A 21,084-nucleotide genomic window follows, 5' to 3' on the forward strand; every position below is an offset into this window, starting at 1 on the left:
CGTAATAATGAAAGCGTAAGCAAAAGGATATACCGATAAATACATAGTAAACAGGAGGTCATCGTCTATGAAAAAAGTTACGTCCGTACTGCTGGCCGGTGCGCTGCTCGGTGGTGTACTTGCTGGCTGTTCCAGTGATGGAACGAAGGAAGGAAGCGGAGGGAAAGAACCTAAAGTAGGAGTCGCGATATACAAATTCGATGATACCTTTATGACGGGAGTCAGGAATTCGATTAAAGAGCATGCCAAAGGCATTGCTAGCGTTGATATCGTTGACAGTATGAATTCACAGCCGACACAGAACGATAAGGTGGATCTGTTTATTAGTAAAAAATCAGATGCGCTGCTTATTAACCCGGTCGATCGTACCGCTGCCGGAGTCATAATCGATAAGGCGAAGGCAGCAGATACGCCAGTTGTCTTTCTTAATCGTGAACCTTTGCCTGAGGATATGAAGAAATGGGATAAGGTGTATTATGTTGGAGCGAAAGCTGAAGAATCCGGAACGATGTCAGGTGAGCTGATCGTTGATTACTGGAAAGCCAATCCGGGGGCTGATAAGAACGGAGATGGCGTTCTCCAATACGTCATGTTGATGGGTGAGCCTGGACACCAGGATGCGGAGCTTCGAACTAAGTTTTCCGTTGAAGCGATTGTAAACGCCGGGATCAAAGTGGAAAAAGTCGCTGAGGACTCCGGTATGTGGGATCGTGTGAAAGGGCAAGAAAAGATGGCTGCTTTCCTCGGTGCACATGGTGACAAAATTGAAGCTGTGCTTGCGAACAATGATGATATGGCACTGGGAGCGATCGAAGCGCTGAAAGCGGCAGGGTATTTCACTGGAGATAAAACGATGCCGGTTGTTGGTGTAGATGCAACAGCTCCTGCTCTTGAGGCATTGAAAGACGGAACGATGCTTGGAACCGTTCTGAACGATGCGGTTAACCAAGGTAAGGCGTCTGTTACGCTAGCTTCTTTGCTAGCTAAAGGAGAAACACCAACGAAGGATAATGTGGGATTTGACATTACTGACAATCAGTATATCTGGATCTCTTATAAAAAAATTACGAAAGACAATATGGATGACGCGAAATAATAGTCTCCAGTCAGGACAGCAGATGAGGAGCGGACAGCAGTTCGCTCCTTTCTTTTAGCTCATATGCGGCTTTAGGAGCTCAAATGGAGAGCTTCAATGAAGCCGTAGTATGGACACGAAGGAGGCAAGGAGCATGACAGAACATCCGTTTATCCTTGAAATGAACGAGATGACAAAGGAGTTTCCGGGGGTTAAGGCACTGGATGGAGTGACTCTTAAAGTTCGTCCCGGTACAGTACATGCACTTATGGGTGAGAATGGTGCAGGTAAATCAACTCTAATGAAGTGTTTGTTTGGGATGTATTCGCCAGATGGTGGCGAGATTTGGCTGAATGGAGAGAAAGTAGATATCCGAAATTCGAAGGACGCACTCCACCTAGGTATATCAATGATCCATCAAGAACTTCACCCGATTCCTTTTCGCAGTGTTATGGAAAACATCTGGCTCGGCAGGTTTCCTACTTCAGGCCTTGGTCCTATCCAATTTGTGAATCATAAGAAAATGAGACGAGATACTGAGAAGTTGTTCAAAGAAATTAACATCGATATTGATCCCGATATCAATGTAGGAAAGTTATCGGTTTCGAAGATTCAGTCCATAGAAATTGCGAAGGCAGTGTCTTATCACTCACGTGTCATTGTCATGGATGAACCGACTTCATCTTTAACGGGTGTTGAGGTTGAGCATTTATTCCGAATCATTCGGGACCTGAAGCAGCGGGGAGTAGCAATCATCTATATTTCTCACAAGATGGAAGAGATCTTGCAAATATCGGATGAAGTTACAATCATGCGGGATGGCAGAAAGATTGGATCTTGGCCGGCAGGAGATTTAACGACAGATCTGATTATATCTAAAATGGTTGGGCGTGATCTAACGCAGCGTTTCCCTTCAAGGGATAATGTGCCGGGTGATGTTCTGCTCGAGGTTCGCAATCTGTCTTCGGTTGTTACCAAATCGTTTCAGAATGTGTCGTTTGACTTACGGCGAGGAGAAATTCTTGGTGTTGGTGGTTTGGTAGGCGCACAGCGTACGGAATTAATTGAAGCGTTGTTCGGGCTACGGGATATTGCATCAGGTAACGTGATACTGAATGGTAAACCGGTCAAGATCAAATCCCCAGAGGATGCGAAGAAACATGGTATTGCACTACTTACTGAAGAAAGACGCTCAACGGGAATATTTCCTGTTCTTTCTGTTCACGAGAATGGGGCTGTCGCTAATTTAAAGCGTTATCGAAAGTTCTATGTACTATTGGATGAAAAGAAGAAAAAAGTAGACGTCAAAATGATGGTCGAGAAGCTGCGGACTAAAACTCCTTCCCAGAAAACGAGGATTATGAATTTATCGGGAGGAAATCAACAAAAGGTTCTATTAGCACGATGGCTGCTCACTGAACCTGAGATATTGCTACTTGATGAACCGACTCGCGGTATCGATGTTGGTGCGAAGTTTGAAATCTACAGCATTATTGCTGATCTGGCCAAGCAAGGGAAAAGCATCATTATGATCTCGTCGGAAATGCCTGAGCTCTTAGGCATGTCTGACCGCATTCTTGTCATGTCTGAAGGCAAACTGACTGGAATTTTAGATGGTGCCGAAGCGAATGAGGAGGTCATTATGCGATTGGCCGCCCAGCACTAGTCAGAGGTAGAAGGAGAGAGAATATGAACACATTAAAGGTGCGGAATTTTGCGTCAGAGAACGCTATTTATATGGTTTTGGTTGCCCTTATCCTTGGTATTACATTATATGATCCGGCTTTTTTCTCGGTACAGTCACTAAGGGACGTGCTAATACAGTCTTCAACTAGAGCCATTATTGCGCTCGGTGTCGCTTTTGTTCTGATTACCGGTGGTACGGACCTGTCGGCAGGAAGAATTGTTGGGTTGTCAGCTGTTATCTCAGCATCCATGCTACAAAGATCGGATTATTCTAATCCTTTTTTTCCTGATTTACCGGAGTTGAACTTCTTTATACCTGTGATCCTGGCTGTCCTCGCTGGTTTAATATTTGGTTTGATCAATGGTGTAATTGTTGCGAAGTTTAATGTTCCACCTTTTATCGCTACACTCGGGACAATGGTCGTCGTGCTGGGAGTGAACTCGCTCTATTTTGACATTGAGCCGAATAACTCACAACCGATCGGCGGTCTTCGTCCAGATTTCACTAAAAATCTCGGCACGGGATTTATTGGAGCGGGGAATTTTACAATTCCTTATATTGTTCTAATTGCGATTGCGGTTGCTTTTGTAGTGTGGGTCATATTCAACAAGACTCGGCTAGGTAAGAATATGTATGCGATTGGAGGTAATATACAGGCCGCGCGTGTATCTGGAATCAATGTGGCTCGTAATTTGATTATCATCTATGCCATTGCTGGATCGCTTTATGGGTTAGCTGGAGTACTCGAAGCAGCCAGAACAGGCGGCGCAACCAACAGTTACGGGAATATGTATGAGCTTGATGCTATTGCAGCGTGTGTTGTAGGTGGTGTATCCACAACGGGGGGGATCGGAACGGTTCCTGGTGTTATGGCGGGTGTGCTTATTTTTACTGTTATCAATTATGGTTTAACCTTTATCGGGGTTAGTCCTTACTGGCAGCTTATTATTAAAGGTCTGATTATTGTAGTTGCCGTGGCGTTTGATATGCGTAAATATGCGGCGAAGAAGTAAGGAGATATTCCTTAAAAACTTAGGCCTAGGAGATGAGGTCTAAGTTTTTTTGGTGTTTCATTTTATGATAATGACGTTTCTCCAAACATTATAATGTTTATGTTTACATTGCATTAGACCCGTGATAACCTTAAACATTATAACGTTATATTATAAAAAGGTGATGATACCTGTGAATGAAAGAATCGTACTTTCTCACGTGAAACGTGTGAGTGGAGAAGAGATGGATGTCATCATTGAACAAGGTAAAATCGCCGGCCTAACAAAGGTCGGGGAGGGCAAGGGAGATCGCGTCTTTGATGGTAAGGGTGCTTACGTATCGAGCGGTTGGATCGATCTGCATGTTCATGCCTTTCCAGAGTTTGATCCTTATGGAGATGAGATGGATGACATCGGTGTTAAGCAGGGTGTAACAACGATTGTGGACGCCGGAAGCTGCGGTGCAGATCGGATTGCCGATCTGGCTGCGAACAGCGAGCAGGCCAAGACCCGCGTATATGCGTTCTTGAATATTTCGCGGATCGGTCTTGCAAGAGTTGATGAATTGTCGAACATGGAATGGATTGATCGGCAAAAGGTTCTGCAAGCGGCCCGGACGCATAAAGATTTCATTGTTGGATTAAAAGCGAGAATCAGTAGAAGTGTGGTTGGCGATAGTGGAGTGGAACCACTACGAATAGCACGAGAACTTTCAAGCGAAACAAAGCTCCCATTAATGGTTCATATTGGATCAGGTCCTCCGGATATCGAGGAAGTCATACCTTTATTGGAGCGAGATGATGTCATAACACATTATCTAAATGGAAAGAAGAACAATCTGTTTGATGCTGAAGGTAAGCCGCTTCAAGTGCTTTTGGATGCCATCGATAGAGGTGTTCGTCTGGATGTTGGGCATGGCACAGCCAGTTTCTCATTTAAAGTGGCTGAAGCAGCTAAAGAGCACGGTATTGGGTTCCATACGATCAGTACAGATATTTATAGAGGAAATCGTCTGAATGGTCCAGTATATAGTATGGGGCTTGTGCTCTCTAAGTTTTTATATTTAGGTTATAAGCTTGAAGAGATCATTGCGGCTGTAACAACAAATGCCGCTGACTGGTTAGGTAGACCTGAACTCGGACGAATTCAAGTGGGTGAGCCTGCTAATCTGACGCTGTTTACACTTAAAAAAGGACATTTCGAGCTCATTGATTCTGAAGGCGAAGCCGTTGTCACAGATCAAGTAATCGAAGCAAAGGGAGTGGTTGTCAATGGGGAAATCATTGAATGCAAAGTACGGTCTTAAACGAGTCATCAATGCCAGTGGACGCATGAGTATACTGGGTGTATCCGCTCCTACGGATTCCGTTATGGAAGCGATGAAGCAGGGTGGACAAAGTTATGTAGAGATTGCGGATTTGGTTGATAAAGCAGGGGATTACATAGCACGAATACTCGGTTCAGAGGCTGCTGTCGTGGTGAACTCTGCTTCGAGCGGTATTGCACTTTCCGTTGCAGCGATCGTAACACAAGGAAATCGAAGGTTGAGTGAACGTCTGCACCAGGACACTATTTATAAAAATGAAATCATCATTTTAAAAGGTCATAACGTGCAGTATGGAGCTCCCGTCGAAACGATGGTGTATTTGGGTGGTGGTGAGTTACTTGAAGTGGGTTATGCCAATGAGGGGCGAGCTGAGCATATTGAAGATGCCATATCCGATAAGACAGCAGCAATTCTCTATGTGAAATCGCATCACGCTGTTCAGAAGAACATGATTTCCGTGGAAGAAGCTTGGGAGGTTGCTCAGCGCCGCGGTGTTCCGCTCATTGTTGATGCTGCAGCAGAAGAAGATATTCATAAATATGTGAAGTATTCAGATCTTGCAATTTATAGTGGTTCCAAGGCGATTGAAGGTCCTACCTCCGGTATTGTGGGTGGAAAGCGAGCTTACATCGAATGGTTGAAGGTCCAACTTCACGGGATTGGACGCAGCATGAAAGTTGGAAAAGAAACAACATTTGGCTTACTACAAGCGCTTGATGAGTATATCGTGAAAGGTGACAATAGCGAATTTGAAAAAGCTGAACTTCAGAAATTGATGCCATTAAATGATATTCCAGGCGTATCTGTGTCCATTGTCCAAGATGAAGCAGGTCGGGCTATTTATCGTGGAAGAATTCAGATTGATTCTGCGAAGACGGGGATAACAGCAAGGGACGTAGCAGAGGGGCTTCAGACTGGTGAGATTGCAATCTATACTCGAGATTATGGAGTTAGACAAGGATATTTTGATATCGACCCACGTTCGCTAATGGGCGATGATATTCTTGTTATCCAATCTAAAATAAGTGAATTAGCAGGGGGACGCTAACATGTCGAATATATCTAAACGATTTTACAGAGGTCGTGTCGCTTTAAATGTATTAGCTAAGGACATCGAGAACGCGAAAGAAATTTTTGAAGCAGCAGAAGGATTCGTCATTGTAGGAGTGTTGTCCAAAGATTACGCAACGGTAGAAGAAGCGGTTAAAGCTATGAAATTATATGGTAAGGAAATAGATGAAGCAGTTTCGATCGGACTCGGCGCAGGTGATAATCGTCAAGCTGCGGTTGTCGCAGAAATTGCCAAACACTATCCTGGAAGTCATATTAATCAGGTATTTCCGGCTGTAGGAGCAACCCGTGCCAATCTAGGTGATCAAGATAGCTGGATTAATAGCTTAGTATCTCCTACAGGTCGCCCTGGATTCGTGAATATATCGACAGGTCCATATAGTGCTGCACAGAGTGAAGCTGCGATTATTCCGATTCGATCAGCAATTGCTCTCGTGCGGGACATGGGGGGCAATGCTTTGAAGTATTTCCCGATGCAAGGACTTAGCCGTGAAGATGAATTCCGTGCTGTTGCAGAGGGCTGCGCGGAGGAAAGATTTGCGTTGGAACCTACGGGTGGAATTGACATGCAGAATTTTGAGCCTATCCTTCGTATCGCTCTAGAGGCAGGCGTACCGCAAGTGATTCCTCATGTATACTCGTCAATTATTGATAAGGAAACAGGAAAGACGAATATTGAAGATGTACGTGAATTGGTTTCGATTATGAAGAAGTTGGCGGACGATTATGCCTAAAATTATTGCAGCCTTTGGAGAGGTCATGATGCGTTTGCAGGTGCCGGGTTATGATCTGCTCTCACAAGGAAATACGTTAAACTATACATTTTCAGGCACAGGGGTTAATGTCATATCGGCACTATCTCGCTATGGGCATACAGGATATCTTATTTCCCGTCTGCCGAGCAATTCACTTGGCGATGCTGCTGCGGCATACTTGAGAAAACTAGGTGTTGATTCAACGTTTATACATCGAGGCGGCAATTATTTAGGCATGTATTTCTTAGAGAATGGTTTTGGTGCCAGGTCTAGCCGTGTAACGTATAGCAATCGCTTGGAAAGCAGCTTTAACACAGCACCTGAATCTGAATATGATTATGCTAATATTGCCAGCCGCATAGATGCGGTTCATTTCTGTGGTATCACACTGGCCATGAATGATGGTGTACGACGCCATATGAAGTCCTTGGCACAAGCGGTGAAAGAGCACGGAGGAACGGTTATATTTGACTGCAACTATCGACCTTCTCTATGGGGCGAGGAAGGCTACACGAAGGCAAAACCGCATTATGAAGATATGTTAAAGCTTGCGGATATCGTAATCATGAATGAAAAAGATGCATTATTTACTTTAGGACTGGAAACAGAGAAGATTGAGCGTGAAGATCAGCTTATAGACTTGATTCCTGTTGTAGCGAAGCGGTATCATATTCAAGTGATTGCAGGAACCCACAGGGCTGTTAATCATAATAATACGCATACTCTGCGCGGCTTCTTGTTCAAGAATGATCATTTCGTGTTTTCGGATGAGCTTACTTTCTCGGTCTATGATCGGATCGGGGCCGGGGATGCATTTGCAAGCGGTATTATCCATGGTGAAATGGAAGGGCTAAATCCAAATCAAACTGTACAATTTGCCGCTGTTGCTGGTATGCTCGCTCATACGGTGTCAGGAGATACTCCTATGGCATCAGAAGCAGATATTCTCCGTGCTATGACGGAGTCCGTAGGCGATGTAGAAAGGTAGTGGATGTATTGTGAGCTTATCGCGCAAAGATAGGCCATTGTATTTGCAAATCAAAAATATAATAAAGGATCGCATCCTTTATGGTGAGTATGCCCTAGGTACCAATATTCCTTCTGAGCCTCAATTGGAGCAAGAGTTTGGTGTAAGCAAGATTACGGTAAGAAATGCAATCCAAGAGCTTGTTCAAGAAGGATATCTTGAAAAAGGCAGTGGAAAAGGAACGAAAGTGATACGCATTACGTCGACTTCCAAGCTGTCCAAGTGGAAAAGGTTTACCGAAATTTTAGTTGAAGAAGGTCATCGAATTCAAAAACAATGGTTGCGTGCAGAAACAATTTCTTGCGATGTGGATACTGAGTCCTATCGTTTATTTGGGGAACGCTGCATTCGTCTTGAACGTGTTTATTTTCTGGATGACGTACCCTATATTTATTACACGCATTATTTGACGGATACGATTGGTGATTTGGAGTTATCCGATTTAAATGCCCAATCGCTATATGAACTGTTAGAGGAACAGAATATTTCACTCGACAAACTACGAGATGAATTTGATGTGTCGACTCCACCAGAGCATATAGCGGATATACTCCGAATCAGCAATGGAAAGCAGCTATTGAAAAGATCACGATATTCCTATGATGATCAAAGAAATGTAAAGGAATACAGTATCGGTTATTACAATACAGAACTTCAAAACTATGTTGTAAACTATGATGTGTAACTCTGTACAAGGCTTTCAAAAAGACGATCTTAAGCGATATTTGCTTAGGATGGTCTTTTTTTTTCGTGTTTTTCACTTTTCCAACTTTTGAAGGATGGATGCAGGTATCAATTATGTTACAATGTGATTGTCTTTAGTTACAAAATTGTAACCTAATTATTGTTAAGGGGATGAGATTTATGAATAGATCGTTTATGAAGAAGTTTGTTAGCGGCGGTATTGCAGCCGTATTATCCATTGGTATTATGCTTCCTGCATCCGCAGATGCTGCTTCTCAAACAGAGAGCGCGCAAAGCTGGCAGCAAAAGATACAACAATTTTTAGAAAGCCAAGGAATTGACGGTAACTTCAAATGGGTTACTCAGAAGCCAGTTACCAAGCCGCAGCCTGAACAACCATCAACACCGGACAAGCCATCTACTCCGTCTAATGGTACATCAAATGATTCGTCAAGCTCGGCAGATAAATCGACTTTTGCAAGTCAAGTTGTAGACCTTGTGAATCAAGAACGTGCTAAAGCAGGACTTAAACCTTTGACTGTTCATGAAAAATTGACAAGCATGGCTTTAGATAAAGCGAAGGATATGAGCAACAACAACTATTTCAGCCATACTTCTCCAACGTACGGTTCTCCATTTGATATGATGAAACAATATGGTATTTCTTATAAGTATGCTGGAGAGAACATTGCGAAGGGTCAGCGTACTCCTGAAGAAGTGATGAACTCTTGGATGAATAGTGAAGGTCACCGTAAAAATATTTTGTCCCCTAACTTTACAATGATCGGTGTCGGTTATTACAACGGATATTGGGTTCAAGAATTTATTAGCCAGTAATCGAACTGGATAATGAAAAATCTGCAGGAGGAATATGCCTCCTGCTTTTTTGCGTAGTTTTGTTGGGCTCATTTGCAAATTTTACATATAAGTTTTATGTTAATGTACATACAGTCACCCAGTTGGCTAAAATACACTGCTATACAATTACTTAATTGGGGGGAGCACGACCTCATGAATTCATCGAAATGGATTTGGCGAATTACAGCGTCCGTCTCTGTAATCGTAACCGTTATTTTAATTATCGGCTTTATTTATGCCTTTAAAGACATAAATTCACCTCAGGCAGCCTCATCTTCTGGAGTAGAATCAGGACCCGCTAGCGATAAAGGAGAATCAACAGAGACTACACCGGAGCAGACACCTTCACAAGGGACTGAGCCCACTGAGACTCATCCTTTGCCAGAAGAATTGAAGATTACTGCGATTGGGGATTCTTTAACGAAAGGGACTGGAGACAATACAGGCAGCGGTTTTGTTCGTAGAAGCATTCAGATGCTGAATGACAGCGGACGGAAGAGTGAGCTTCTTAATAATCTTGCAATAAACGGTCTGACCACTGAGGGGCTGTTACCGAAGCTTGAGGAGAAAGGTGTTCAATATGCACTAAAGCAGGCGGACCTTATCCTTTTGTCGATCGGGGCCAATGACTTGTTCCGCGGAAGTGGTCTGATGGAGAACGTTCAGGAAGGAAATATTGAACTGGATCCCAAGCAACTCATGAAAGCACTACCTGAAGCCACAGAGCGTCTTAAACAAGTGCTTGAGCATATTAGGCTTATTAATCCGGAGGCGAGAGTTATCTATATAGGTCTCTATAATCCATTTGCTGACTTACAGGAATTGCTCTTGCCTGGTAATATCGTGGTCTCGACCTGGAATCATGCTGCTCAATTGGCGGTCAACCAAGATCCTAATATGGTGATGGTTCCTACATTTGATCTATTTCAAGGAAAACTGGACGTTTATTTATCCTCGGATCACTTTCATCCAAATGGTAATGGCTATGATGCGATTGCGAAGCGGATTGTACAAGGCATCCTTTAATCTAATAGGAAGGGAGAAGGTATGATGAAGGATGTAGAATCAGATATTATTCTGTCAGTGGAGCATGTTAAGAAGAAAATCGGACGAAAATGGATCATACAGGATGTTAGTTTTGACATTCGAGCGGGAGAAATATTTGGCTTTCTCGGGCCAAACGGCGCAGGTAAAACAACAACAATCCGTATGTTGGTTGATCTAATAAAGCCTACAAAAGGCACAATTAAAGTGTGCGGTTATGATGTAAACAGGCAGCAGGAGCAGGCGCTCCGTTATATCGGATCTATTGTTGAGAATCCGGAGATGTATAGCTATTTGACAGGCTTTGAAAACCTGGAGCATTTTGCGAGAATGCAGCCAGGGATAAATGATGATCGAATACGCGAAGTGGTCGACATTGTTCGGATGGATAAGAGAATTCATGATAAAGTAAGCACCTACTCCCTTGGCATGCGCCAGCGACTCGGTATTGCACAAGCACTTTTGGGAAGACCGAAACTTCTAATTTTGGATGAGCCAACAAATGGTCTCGATCCGAAAGGGATTAAGGAAATGAGGGAGTTTATTCATAGGCTCGCCGGGGAAGGCTTGGCTGTATTCGTATCCAGTCATTTGCTTAGTGAAATTCAGCTTCTCTGTGATCGTGTCGCGATCATTAGTCGAGGCAAAGTACTTGCAGTTGGTGGAGTTGACGAACTGATTGCTGGTAGCACTGGATATGTAGTCTGGGATTTGTCCCCCGCAGATGTTGGTGAAGCGGTATTGCGGAAGCTTGACTCATGTGTTGTAATGGACAACCCAGAGGTTCTGCTTGATGATTCCATATTGGCAGGAATGCCTCCTGAGGCGATTGTGACACGGATTCAAGAAGAGAGCACACCCATTGCGGTTAAACAGTTAGTTGCATCAGGCGTTGAAGTTCGTGGTGTGAGCCGTATCAACCCTACGCTGGAACAGTTGTTCCTTCAGATGACGGAAGGTGAGAGCATTGAGTAGCATTTTGCCGCTTGTAAAGAATGAAACGATTAAAATCGTGAAGAAAAAACGCTTTTACGTTATTCTATTGGTATTGCTCGTTCTTGTACCGATGTTTACATATGCTCAGATGAAGTCAGCAGAACGTAGTCAAGGCAAATTTAACGGTGACTGGCGACTGGAGTTGCAGCAGCGGATTACTGACAATGAGAACTCTCTAGGTAGTGATAGAGTTCCTGAGGAATGGAAAAGATACCGTCAAATATTTATACAGCAGATGCAGTATTATCTCGAACATGATGTTAATCCGAATGAGCCGAACGGAGTCAATTTCACTCGGGAATTTTTAAACAACGCTGTGTCCTTGTTTATTCCGCTACTCATAATGGCCATTGCTTCTGATATTGTGTCGGGTGAACGAACAACCGGTACGATCAAGATGCTGTTGACAAGGCCAGTAAAAAGATGGAAGGTACTGCTTAGCAAGCTAATTGCGCTTCTGATGTTCGTTTCATTAATTATTTTGGCGACATTTGTTACTTCTTACTTGATTTCGGGGCTTGCATTCGGTTATAAAGGATTTGAACTTCCTGTATTTACCGGATTTACAATCGTTGGATCAGATGTCGATATGTCAGCAGTCCATGCAGTTCCGCAGTGGAAGTATATTTGGATGCAAGGCGGCTTGATCTGGTTTGTCAGCCTGGTTGTAGCTATGCTTGCATTTATGGTGTCTGTGCTTGTACGGAGCACGGCTGCAAGCATTGTTATCATGATGGCTGCTCTAATAGCTGGAAACATATTAACCAATATGGCTTCAGCATGGAATAGCGCAAAATATTTATTTATGGTTAATCTAAAAGTTACTGATTACTTATCGGGAACATTACCACCCATTGAAGGGATGACATTGAATTTTTCACTGGCTGTTTTGGCCGTTTGGGCTGCCATATCTGTGATCATTTCATTCACCGTCTTTACGAAACGGGACATCTTGAATTAAAATGGACGAGGTATACAAAACATTTGTTTGCATTTTGGGGTTCTGAAGCCCCGTTATAAGAGAAATATGAAGGAGGAGCATGAATGGTCGAACAGATCGATAGGTTTGCAGAGTCATCACAGAACGGTTTAAATGGCCGCTCGGGATACGATGCTGACGACATTCAAGTGCTCGAGGGCCTCGTTGCTGTACGCAAACGGCCAGGCATGTACATAGGCAGCACAAGCTCGTCAGGTCTGCATCATCTGGTGTGGGAAATCGTAGATAATGCGGTGGATGAGCATCTTGCGAAGTACTGCTCGAGAATAGAGATAACTTTACACAAAGACAGTTCCGTTACAGTATACGATAATGGTAGGGGAATACCGACTGGTATCCATAAGACAGGTATTCCTACACCACAAGTGGTCTTCACCATTCTCCATGCTGGCGGTAAGTTTGGCGGTTCAGGATACAAGAAGTCTGGTGGCCTTCACGGCGTAGGTGCTTCGGTTACGAATGCTCTGTCAGAATGGCTAGAAGTTGAAATTTATCGTGATGGTAAAATTCATCGTCAGCGTTTTGAGTATTGGCTGGACAAAAAAGGAATCGAGCATGTTGGTGAGCCGGTTAGCGGACTTGAGGTTCTAGGAAATACGAACAAGACAGGCACAAAGGTAACGTTTAAGCCAGATGCCCGTGTCTTTTCATCAGGTATACAGCTGAATTACGACACACTAGCAGAGCGGCTTCAGGAAATTGCATTCCTGAACTCTGGTTTGCGGATTGTGCTGAAGGATGAACGCGGCGGTAATCATGATGAATTCTTCTATGAAGGTGGAGCCAGCCAATTCGTTTCTTTTTTGAACGAAGGGAAAGACGTTCTTCATGAAGTAATTCATTTTTATGCGGAAAAAGATGATATTGAAGTAGAGATTGCACTGCAATATAACGCAGGGTATACAGAGACGTTAGCATCGTTCGTAAACTCTATTCCGACGCGTGGCGGGGGTACGCATGAAACAGGCTTTAAGACAGCCTACACACGTGTCATGAACGATTATGCCCGTAAGAACAATCTCCTGAAAGAGAAAGATAAGAACTTGGAGGGTAATGACCTGCGTGAGGGCATGATGGCTGTCATCAGTGTCAAAATGTCCGAGGTGGAGTTTGTTGGTCAGACCAAGGACCAGCTGGGCAGTGCGTCAGCACGTAGTACGGTGGATAGTATCGTTACTGAGAAAATGCAGATTTTCTTAGAGGAAAACCCGCAGATCGCACAGACCTTGTTGAAGAAGGCTATTCAAGCTTCCAAGGCTCGTGAGGCAGCACGCAAAGCGCGTGATGAAATGCGTACAGGGAAGAAGCGAAGTGAAAGCTCCAACCTTGGTGGTAAGCTAACACCTGCTCAGTCCAAGGATTTCTCCCGTACAGAGCTGTTCATCGTGGAAGGTGACTCTGCTGGAGGATCAGCTAAGCAAGGGCGGGATTCCAAGATTCAAGCGATTCTGCCACTGAAGGGTAAACCGATGAATCCGGAAAAATCGAAGCTTGCTGATATTCTGAAAAATGATGAATACCGTGCGATTGTAGCGGCGATTGGCGCAGGAATTGGTAATGAATTTACGGCTTCAGACAGCAATTATTCGAAAATTATTATCATGACCGATGCTGATACGGATGGAGCACATATTCAGGTGTTGCTGCTCACGTTCTTCTACCGGTACATGAAACCATTAATTGATGCTGGCCGTGTCTATATTGCACAGCCGCCACTCTATAAAATTTCTAGTAAGTCAGGCAAACTGCAGACCGTAAGATATGCTTGGACCGAAGAACAGCTGGCGAATTATTTGAAGGAGTTCAAAACATTTGAACTTCAGCGTTATAAAGGTCTGGGCGAGATGAACCCAGATCAATTGTGGGAAACGACGATGAATCCGGAAACCCGGACTTTGCTGCAGGTTCAGATTGAGGATGCAGCGAAAGCGGAACGGCGGGTATCAACACTGATGGGGGACAAAGTTGATCCCCGGAAGCGCTGGATCGTTGAAAATGTCAACTTTGCAGAGTTTGAGGAATAGAAGGTGAAGTCATGAGTTTATCAGAACAATTTTTGCCGGCTTATCTGGAAGAGGTGGTGGGTGACCGCTTCGGCCGGTACTCTAAATATATTATTCAAGATCGTGCAATCCCGGATGTGCGTGACGGTCTAAAGCCAGTACAGCGTCGTATTCTTTACGCGATGTATGATTCCGGTAACACACCGGATAAACCGTATCGTAAATCTGCCAAGACTGTCGGGGATGTTATGGGTAACTACCACCCTCACGGTGACTCGTCTATTTACGAGGGGATGGTCCGTATGGCTCAGCCATGGAAGATGGGACATGTTCTTGTAGATGGTCACGGAAACTGGGGTTCCCAGGATGATGATCCAGCTGCAGCAATGCGTTATACCGAAGCACGACTGTCTCCTATTGCGATGGAATTGCTTCGGGATATCGAGAAACGGACAGTACTCTTCAAGGATAACTTCGACAATACGGCAAAAGAGCCGGTAGTTCTTCCTTCGCGTTATCCGAATTTGCTTGTTAACGGTACGAGCGGGATTTCAGCAGGTTTCGCTACAGAGATTCCTCCTCATAATTTACGTGAGGTAATCGATGCTTGTATCGCTGTCATGCAGAAGCCAGATATTGAACTTCATGAAATTATGACTTTCATTAAAGGCCCGGACTTCCCAACCGGTGGTATTATTATGGGTGGTAGTGGAATAGAGGATGCTTATCGTACAGGCAAGGGACGAGTATACTTGCGTTCGAAGACGGAGATTGAATCGCTTCGCGGCGGTAAGCAGCAGATCGTCATTACCGAAATTCCATTCCAGGTCGTTAAATCTCGTCTCGTTACAGCAATGGAGAACATTCGTCTTGAGAAAAAGGTGGATGGTATCGCTGAGGTTCGTGATGAAAGCGGACGTGAAGGTCTTCGTATCGTTGTCGAACTGAAAAAAGATGCGGATGCGAATGGTATTCTCGCTTATCTGTTCAAAAAGACGGACCTGCAAGTCACATACAATTTCAATATGGTTGCCATTGTAAACAAAGCTCCTCAGCAGTTAGGTCTGAAACCGATGCTAGAGGCTTATATAGCGCATCAGCGTGAAGTTGTCACCTTCCGTACCCAATATGAGCTAGAACGCGCGGAAGATCGTGCACACGTGCTGGAAGGGCTCGTTAAGGCACTTAATATTCTTGATGAAGTGATTGCAGCCATTAAGGCGTCTAAAAACCGCCAAGATGCTCAGAATAACTTGCAATGGATGTTTGGATTTACAGAGCGCCAGGCAGATTCCATTCTTACACTCCAGCTTTATCGGTTAACGAATCTTGAGATTCATTCTCTCCAGAAGGAACTGGATGAATTGATGAAGAAGATTGAGGGCCTGCGTGCGATTCTGGACAATGATAAGAAACTGGTCTCTGTCATCCGTAAAGAGCTAATGGAAATCCGTGATAAGTACGGTATTGAACGACGCTCTCTCATTCAAGAAGAAGTAGAAGAAATTAAGGTGAATCTCGAAGTTTTGGTTGCAGCAGAGGACGTGTTGGTCACATTGTCCAATGACGGTTACATCAAGCGGACAAGCATGCTGTCATTCACACGCTCCGGTGGGGAGCCTGATAGTTCAGGAGTGAAGGAAGGCGATTATGTAACTCGCCTGCTAGAGGTCAACACGCTTGATAATTTGCTCATTTTCACCCAAAAAGGACAGTATTTCCTTCTTCCGGTACACCAAATTCCAGAATATAAGTGGAAGGATGCCGGTACAGCTATTGTAAACGTTATTCAACTTGCGAAAGAGGATGAGATTGTATCTGTCATTCCGGTATCGAATTTCGAAGAGGAAGGCAAGACACTTGTATTCGTTACTCGTAAAGGGCAAGTGAAACGGACGGAACTGAAGGAGTACGCAACCAAACGGACAGGCGCTGTGGCAGCTTGTAAAGTTGCTGCGGAAGACGAGGTTCTCTCCGTTGTGTTAAGTGATGGAACGAAAGATATTATGCTAATTACCAAAGATGGCATGAGCATTCGTTTCCGAGAGCAAGAGGTTAACGCTATGGGACGTGTCTCTGGTGGCGTAAGAGGTATCCAGCTTCGTGATGGAGATGAAGTGACTGCTGCCCTGTGGGTTATGGAGGACGAAGGTGAAGTATTGACGATAACCGATCTTGGATACGGCAAGCGTTCCTTGCTCCTTGACTATCCTATCCAAAGCAGAGGTGGAAAAGGTATTGTCACCTTCGAATTCAAGGAAGGCAAGCGTGTTAAACCGAATGGTAGCAGCATCGCAGGTGCTTTTTATTGTCGAGAAACTCTTCGTATTATTGCTTATAGTCGTGAAGGAACCGCCATTGCATTTAATTCTGAGCAAGCTCCGATCAGCGAACGCAAATCAACGGGTAAGCTGCTCGCCGATGTGGGTAAGAAAGGTGAAATTACAGATCTGCTCTTAACCCCCGAGCTTAAGAAAAATGCTACAGAATAAGTAACACGGTTTATAAATATTATTGAAAGACATCTGATTTCGGACTAGGAATCAGGTGTCTTTTTTCTATATTAAGCAGGTTAGAGCGGCGGTGTCGATTGTGATTTATTAGGTGGGCTGCACGTTTCTTGTCGAAAGTATGAGAGAAGCTGAAAGTATTGTCAGTAAAGGGATATCGGCATTTGTCGTATGTTTGGATATTATATTTTTTATTAGAATTAGCAGGAAAATTAGGCTGTTGAGACGAAAGTTAATCATATAAAATACTGGAAATTCAAGGAACATCATCTGATATCTTCTAAGCTGAATATTCGTATTTTTCTCGGAGAGGAAGGGATAAATCATGCATACGAACGAATTCGCTAAAGTATGGTCCAAGTTGGCCAAAGACTATAAACTTCATATGGAGAATGGTCTTGCACCTGCATTGACCGAAGCTCAGCTCACAGTCCTGGAAGTTCTGGAGGAGCAGAAGAGGATGAAGCCTTCCGATTTCATTCCTTATCTCGCTACTAGTCCTGCTGCAGTAACGATGCTGCTTGACCGAATGGAGAAGAATGATTTGATTATTCGGGAGCGGGATGAGAAAGACAGACGGATTGTATGGGTTACGATCTCATTACGTGGGCGTGAGGAAGTATTAAGGGGCATGCAGGTCAGAGATGATTATTTATCGCATGTTCTTAACCGGATTTCTTTACATAATCAGCAGCTCCTTGTATATCTTCTTGGAAAGGTTAGTGCTGCTCCGCAGGAAGTGGGCTAAAAACCTTTTAGCAAGCACAAAACGATTGTATTATCCTATACAAAATGAATTCATAATCCCATGGAGGTTCTTCTATGGGATTTGTTTATGTAGCACATCACCACAGTAGAAGTTTGATAACTTCGAGTAAGGTAGAGCAGTATAAATTTATTTTTTGAAATAAGGATTGTATCGAAAACGTTTTTATGGTAATTTTATCATGTAAAAACGTTTTTATAGAAAAGGGCGAAGGATATGGGGAAAGTAACGATTAAAGATGTTGCACGTGAAGCCGGAGTTTCCATCTCTACGGTTTCCAATGCTTTGAACGATGTAGATGTACTGAATCCAGAGACAAAATCACATGTCTTGAAAGTGGCGAAGCGATTAAATTATGTGCCGAACTTAAACGGCAAGCAGTTAAAGTCCGGGAAGACCATGATGCTTGGCTTTTTTACAACAAGTGTATCAGGACCTTACTTTTATACACTTGTTGAATCCATGTCACGTGAATGTGATCGTCTTGGCTACGGACTGAATGTATTTGTCACGAAGGATAAGCAGATCATTATGAGCAATATTCTAGGTAGGCGTGTAGATGGAGTCATTATATACGAAGAGCTAAGAGTTGATGATAACGACATTGCTGCTATGGAAAAAGATAAAATTAAAGCTGTTTTTCTGGATCGGATCTTGCAAAACGAAAACATGGGAAGTGTGATATTCGACTCTTATGAAGCTGGCTATGAAGCAACAAAGTACTTAATCAGCCTGGGACACAAAAAAATTGCTTATATAGCTGGTGTAGATACGATGTTTGACAGTGTTCAGCGGAGGGAAGGATACCTAGCGGCACTTCGTGAGCATCAAATCCCGTTAGATCCTGATTATATTTTACAAGGTTATTTTGAGGAAGAGGGCACTTATAATGCCGTTAAATCTTTTATTCACTTACATCCTGGCAAGGTGCCAGATGCTTTTCTAGCCGGTAATGATGTCAGCGCAATCGGATGTATCCGAGCTTTAAAATCCCACGGCTATGAAGTTCCGGAGGATATCAGCGTTGTGGGCTTTGATGATATTGATATAGCGCAGTATTTTACACCACCTTTAACGACCGTAAGAAATCAGATTGCCAGACAGGGGATTCTTGCTGTTAATCATCTGGTTCGTTTAATTCAGAAAAAAGAGCAAGGAATGCTTCAAAAATTAACGGGTGAACTTGTTGTGCGAGGTTCTAGTCATGTGAAGATCGATCGAAATGATCTGGATTAAATAACAAGATCATTTCAGATCTGTTTTTTTAAAATAAAAACAGGGGGTTTTTCGGAAAAAATAAAAACGTTTTTATTAATTGGCTGTGAAGTTAGAGAAGGGGGCGAAGAAGGTGAGCGAAACGGCAACAGTTCAGTCATCCGGGAAAAGTACAGTTCAGCCATCTGGTAAAAAGCCGATGGGGCAAAGGGTGAAAGAATTCCTAATTGATTTTAAAAGGCAATGGGAGATTCAGTCGATGATTCTCCCGGGAGTTATTTTTATGTTTATTTTCTGCTACATACCGATTTATGGTTTAACGATCGCTTTTAGAAATTACACGGTGATTGATACATTGGATTCTGCTCCATGGGTTGGCTTTGATAATTTTAAAATCATTTTATCTGACAGATATTTTTGGGATTCCGTAATCAATACATTAGGCATTAGCTTTTTGAAATTAGCAATTGGCTTTGTCATTCCAATAATTCTGGCCATTATGATTTATGAGGTAGGCATGGGGCGATTTAAAAAGTTCGTACAAACGATTTCGTATCTGCCGCACTTCTTGTCCTGGATCGTACTAGGTGGAATGCTCATTACCTGGTTCTCAACTTCTGGCTTATTCAATGAAATTCTGCTAGGTCTTGGCATAATTTCACAACCTCAAAATATTTTACTCGACCCGAGTAAGTACTGGTGGATTGCGACCTTATCTGATATTTGGAAAGAGGCAGGTTGGGGAACGATTCTGTACTTGGCGATCATGGCCAAGATTGATCCAACATATTACGAAGCAGCAAAAATTGATGGTGCAAGTCGACTGAGACAAATCTGGAACATCACGATCCCTAACATGAAAATGATTATTAGCTTAAATCTGATTCTTACTGTAAGCGGTTTACTGGGCTCAAATTTGGATCAAACCTTGGTTTTGATGAATTCACAAAACCGGGAAAAGGCAGAAGTGATTAACTCTTACGTGTATCGGATGGGTATGACACAAGGTGACTTCTCATATGCCACCGCCGTGGGTTTAGGTGTATCCATTATTTCTGTTATTTTGCTCGTTACGGCAAATAAGGTGACCAGTAAATTAAACGATAATCAATCCGTCCTATAGGTCATACAGAGGGAGGTATTACGGTGAATTTGAAAGCAGCAAAAGGGGATCTCGATAGCCGGGTGTTTGATACGATCAATATCATTTTACTGGTTACGTTTACGATCATTATAGTTGTTCCATTATGGAACGTTATCGTTTCATCCTTCAGCTCGGGCAGGTCACTTGCCGAAGGTGGGTTTATCTTCTGGCCTACTGAGTTCTCTCTTGAAAATTATCAGGCTGTGTTCAGGGATGAAAACATATGGCAGGCATTCTTCATCTCAGTTGCCAAGACAGTGATCGGGGTCATCACACACGTGTTCTTCTGTGCCATGGTGGGTTATGGCTTGAGCAAGAAGTACGTCCGCGGCCGCAAGTTCTATGTTGCGATGGGTGTTATCACTATGTTTTTCTCAGGTGGGATGATTCCGACTTACTTATTGATGAAAGACTTAGGACTGTTAAACAGTTTCTGGGTTTATATTATTCCAGCTCTCTTAAGCTTTTACGATGTCATCATTCTGATGAATTTCTTCCGCAATGTACCAGATTCACTGGAAGAGTCAGCAAAGATCGATGGCGGCGGCGATTGGAGGATTTTTCTGAGTATATTTATTCCTCTATCCATGCCGGCAATGGCCACGATTGCCTTATTTAATGGAGTTGGGCAATGGAATGATTTTATGACGACCAAATTGTATATCACTGATCAATCGCTATATCCCTTACAGATGATGTTGTATGAAATTATTGTGCAGTCTCAGACACAATCGATGCAAAATATCGGTTCAGTAGCAATCCAAACGACCACCAAAGGGGTCCAACTAGCAACAATTGTCGTAACAACACTGCCAATTGTTGTGATGTATCCAATATTGCAAAAGTACTTTATTTCTGGAATGATGCTCGGGGCAGTAAAAGAGTAGAGATATAGCTCCGGGGAGTGAGGAGAAGGAAACAAGTTTGGTA

The 21,084-nt window shown here is 43.4% G+C and carries 18 protein-coding genes; all 18 read left to right on the plus strand.

Going from position 1 to position 21,084, the window contains the following annotated elements; genetic code table 11:
* Positions 1-67 precede the first annotated feature (67 nt).
* The 18 genes from ACFQV5_RS24660 (at position 68) to ACFQV5_RS24745 (ending at position 21,041) form a co-directional block, all read left to right on the plus strand.
* A complete protein-coding gene (locus ACFQV5_RS24660; protein WP_379250994.1) occupies positions 68-1,096 on the plus strand; it encodes a galactose ABC transporter substrate-binding protein in 1,029 nt (342 codons plus the stop codon).
* 133 nt (positions 1,097-1,229) lie between these two features.
* Positions 1,230-2,741, plus strand: a complete 1,512-nt coding sequence (locus ACFQV5_RS24665) for a sugar ABC transporter ATP-binding protein (RefSeq protein WP_379250996.1) — start codon at positions 1,230-1,232, stop codon at positions 2,739-2,741.
* A 23-nt stretch (positions 2,742-2,764) separates the two neighbouring features.
* Positions 2,765-3,775: a galactose/methyl galactoside ABC transporter permease MglC gene (mglC, locus tag ACFQV5_RS24670; RefSeq protein WP_379250998.1), complete on the plus strand. Its 1,011-nt coding sequence runs from the start codon at positions 2,765-2,767 to the stop codon at positions 3,773-3,775.
* Between the two features lie 172 nt (positions 3,776-3,947).
* Entirely contained in the window at positions 3,948-5,060 is a 1,113-nt protein-coding gene (locus tag ACFQV5_RS24675; RefSeq protein WP_379251000.1) for an amidohydrolase/deacetylase family metallohydrolase, read from the plus strand.
* Positions 5,026-6,129, plus strand: coding sequence for a DgaE family pyridoxal phosphate-dependent ammonia lyase (locus ACFQV5_RS24680; protein ID WP_379251002.1), 1,104 nt, complete (start codon positions 5,026-5,028; stop codon positions 6,127-6,129). Before ACFQV5_RS24675 ends, ACFQV5_RS24680 begins: the two co-directional genes overlap by 35 nt.
* Position 6,130: 1 nt before the next feature.
* Complete coding sequence (dagF, locus tag ACFQV5_RS24685; protein ID WP_379251004.1) at positions 6,131-6,886, plus strand: 2-dehydro-3-deoxy-phosphogluconate aldolase; 756 nt, start codon at positions 6,131-6,133, stop codon at positions 6,884-6,886.
* Positions 6,879-7,895: a sugar kinase gene (locus ACFQV5_RS24690; protein WP_379251006.1), complete on the plus strand. Its 1,017-nt coding sequence runs from the start codon at positions 6,879-6,881 to the stop codon at positions 7,893-7,895. The genes dagF and ACFQV5_RS24690 overlap by 8 nt, the downstream gene beginning before the upstream one ends.
* Before the next feature lie 10 nt (positions 7,896-7,905).
* Positions 7,906-8,619 (plus strand): GntR family transcriptional regulator, encoded by a 714-nt coding sequence (locus tag ACFQV5_RS24695; RefSeq protein ID WP_379251008.1) that lies wholly within the window; start codon positions 7,906-7,908, stop codon positions 8,617-8,619.
* A gap of 179 nt (positions 8,620-8,798) precedes the next feature.
* Positions 8,799-9,455 carry a CAP domain-containing protein gene (locus tag ACFQV5_RS24700; RefSeq protein WP_379251010.1) on the plus strand — a complete coding sequence of 219 codons (657 nt, stop codon included), beginning with the start codon at positions 8,799-8,801 and terminating at the stop codon, positions 9,453-9,455.
* Between the two features lie 174 nt (positions 9,456-9,629).
* Entirely contained in the window at positions 9,630-10,502 is an 873-nt protein-coding gene (locus ACFQV5_RS24705) for a GDSL-type esterase/lipase family protein (protein WP_379251012.1), read from the plus strand.
* Positions 10,503-10,526: 24 nt separating this feature from the next.
* Positions 10,527-11,495 (plus strand): ABC transporter ATP-binding protein, encoded by a 969-nt coding sequence (locus tag ACFQV5_RS24710; protein WP_379251171.1) that lies wholly within the window; start codon positions 10,527-10,529, stop codon positions 11,493-11,495.
* A complete protein-coding gene (locus ACFQV5_RS24715; RefSeq protein WP_379251013.1) occupies positions 11,488-12,477 on the plus strand; it encodes an ABC transporter permease in 990 nt (329 codons plus the stop codon). Before ACFQV5_RS24710 ends, ACFQV5_RS24715 begins: the two co-directional genes overlap by 8 nt.
* A gap of 83 nt (positions 12,478-12,560) precedes the next feature.
* Positions 12,561-14,540 carry a DNA topoisomerase IV subunit B gene (gene parE / locus ACFQV5_RS24720; protein WP_379251015.1) on the plus strand — a complete coding sequence of 660 codons (1,980 nt, stop codon included), beginning with the start codon at positions 12,561-12,563 and terminating at the stop codon, positions 14,538-14,540.
* 11 nt (positions 14,541-14,551) lie between these two features.
* Positions 14,552-17,011 (plus strand): DNA gyrase subunit A, encoded by a 2,460-nt coding sequence (gene gyrA, locus ACFQV5_RS24725; protein WP_379251017.1) that lies wholly within the window; start codon positions 14,552-14,554, stop codon positions 17,009-17,011.
* Positions 17,012-17,354: 343 nt separating this feature from the next.
* Positions 17,355-17,777 (plus strand): MarR family winged helix-turn-helix transcriptional regulator, encoded by a 423-nt coding sequence (locus tag ACFQV5_RS24730; protein WP_379251019.1) that lies wholly within the window; start codon positions 17,355-17,357, stop codon positions 17,775-17,777.
* A 234-nt stretch (positions 17,778-18,011) separates the two neighbouring features.
* Positions 18,012-19,031: a LacI family DNA-binding transcriptional regulator gene (locus tag ACFQV5_RS24735; RefSeq protein ID WP_379251021.1), complete on the plus strand. Its 1,020-nt coding sequence runs from the start codon at positions 18,012-18,014 to the stop codon at positions 19,029-19,031.
* Between the two features lie 112 nt (positions 19,032-19,143).
* Positions 19,144-20,133, plus strand: coding sequence for an ABC transporter permease (locus ACFQV5_RS24740; protein WP_379251023.1), 990 nt, complete (start codon positions 19,144-19,146; stop codon positions 20,131-20,133).
* 23 nt (positions 20,134-20,156) lie between these two features.
* Entirely contained in the window at positions 20,157-21,041 is an 885-nt protein-coding gene (locus ACFQV5_RS24745) for a carbohydrate ABC transporter permease (RefSeq protein WP_379251025.1), read from the plus strand.
* Positions 21,042-21,084 lie beyond the last annotated feature (43 nt).

Source organism: Paenibacillus sp. GCM10028914, from assembly GCF_042666275.1.
Taxonomy (GTDB): Bacteria; Bacillota; Bacilli; order Paenibacillales; family Paenibacillaceae; genus Paenibacillus_AQ.

Excerpts from the sequence above, each read along its gene's own strand:
- ACFQV5_RS24710 (WP_379251171.1), top strand. The coding sequence starts at position 10,527 with ATGAAGGATGTAGAATCAGATATTATTCTGTCAGTGGAGCATGTTAAG.
- parE (WP_379251015.1), top strand. The coding sequence starts at position 12,561 with ATGGTCGAACAGATCGATAGGTTTGCAGAGTCATCACAGAACGGTTTA.
- ACFQV5_RS24730 (WP_379251019.1), top strand. The coding sequence starts at position 17,355 with ATGCATACGAACGAATTCGCTAAAGTATGGTCCAAGTTGGCCAAAGAC.
- ACFQV5_RS24735 (WP_379251021.1), top strand. The coding sequence starts at position 18,012 with ATGGGGAAAGTAACGATTAAAGATGTTGCACGTGAAGCCGGAGTTTCC.
- ACFQV5_RS24660 (WP_379250994.1), top strand. The coding sequence starts at position 68 with ATGAAAAAAGTTACGTCCGTACTGCTGGCCGGTGCGCTGCTCGGTGGT.
- ACFQV5_RS24680 (WP_379251002.1), top strand. The coding sequence starts at position 5,026 with ATGGGGAAATCATTGAATGCAAAGTACGGTCTTAAACGAGTCATCAAT.
- ACFQV5_RS24700 (WP_379251010.1), top strand. The coding sequence starts at position 8,799 with ATGAATAGATCGTTTATGAAGAAGTTTGTTAGCGGCGGTATTGCAGCC.
- ACFQV5_RS24705 (WP_379251012.1), top strand. The coding sequence starts at position 9,630 with ATGAATTCATCGAAATGGATTTGGCGAATTACAGCGTCCGTCTCTGTA.
- ACFQV5_RS24665 (WP_379250996.1), top strand. The coding sequence starts at position 1,230 with ATGACAGAACATCCGTTTATCCTTGAAATGAACGAGATGACAAAGGAG.
- dagF (WP_379251004.1), top strand. The coding sequence starts at position 6,131 with ATGTCGAATATATCTAAACGATTTTACAGAGGTCGTGTCGCTTTAAAT.
- gyrA (WP_379251017.1), top strand. The coding sequence starts at position 14,552 with ATGAGTTTATCAGAACAATTTTTGCCGGCTTATCTGGAAGAGGTGGTG.
- ACFQV5_RS24690 (WP_379251006.1), top strand. The coding sequence starts at position 6,879 with ATGCCTAAAATTATTGCAGCCTTTGGAGAGGTCATGATGCGTTTGCAG.
- mglC (WP_379250998.1), top strand. The coding sequence starts at position 2,765 with ATGAACACATTAAAGGTGCGGAATTTTGCGTCAGAGAACGCTATTTAT.